At 59.4% G+C, this 807-nt stretch carries 1 protein-coding gene and 1 pseudogene; both read left to right on the forward strand.

Annotated elements, in window-relative coordinates; translation table 11 throughout:
• Positions 1-277 (forward strand): annotated as a pseudogene (locus ACFPN5_RS25225) (IS3 family transposase); the annotation flags it as partial.
• 20 nt (positions 278-297) lie between these two features.
• Positions 298-807, forward strand: a 510-nt coding sequence (locus tag ACFPN5_RS25230; protein ID WP_379786613.1) for a DDE-type integrase/transposase/recombinase, incomplete at its 3' end; no start/stop codon positions are given.

Here is an 807-nt window from a genome sequence, read left to right on the forward strand (position 1 = left end):
CCAGGGCCGAAGTACGGTGCTAGTATGGTTACGGCGCTACGGGCAGCAGGACTGGAGTCCGTTGGCTTTGCAACTCGTACGGGCCCAACCGGACATGACGCAGCCTCTCACCCCTGAGCAACGGATCAAAGAGCTGGAAGCCGAACTGGATAAATCCCGGCAGCAGTCGCTCGTCTACAAGACCATGCTCGACGTCCTGGCCAAGGAACATGGGGTAACGGTCGTAAAAAAGCCTTCGCCCGAACAACGCAAATCCTCGCGCAAGAGGAAGGCCTGAGCGTCAGCCGGGTCTGTCAGTTGTTCGGGATTAGCCGGCAGGCGCACTACAAGCGCCTGCATGCGGAAATCGGACGGGCGGCACGCTACCGTGTTGCCGAGACAATGGTGCAACAGGTACGGCTGCGTCAGCCCAAGGTGGGTACGCGCAAGCTCTACTTTTTGCTCAAAGCCCAGTTTGCCAATGCCGGGTTGAAGCTCGGACGCGACGGGTTGTTCGATGCACTGCGGCGCGCCAGGATGCTGGTGCACCCGAAGCGCTGCTACCGGAAGACGACGAACTCGAAGCACTGGATGCACAAACATCCGAACCTGGTGAAGGCGCAACCCAAGCCAGCGATGGCTGAACAGCTGTGGGTGGCCGACATCACTTATATCGAAACACGGGAAACGACCGGCTATCTCAGCCTGATAACCGATGCGTACTCGCGCCGAATCATGGGCTACCACTTGCACCCCAACCTTCATACGGACGGGGTGCTAAAAGCATGGAACATGGCACTGCGCTGCCGAAGCACCGAGCGTCAGCTG

Origin of the sequence: Massilia niabensis, from assembly GCF_042655085.1 — a bacterium.
In the GTDB taxonomy this organism is placed as follows: Bacteria; Pseudomonadota; Gammaproteobacteria; order Burkholderiales; family Burkholderiaceae_D; genus Telluria; species Telluria niabensis.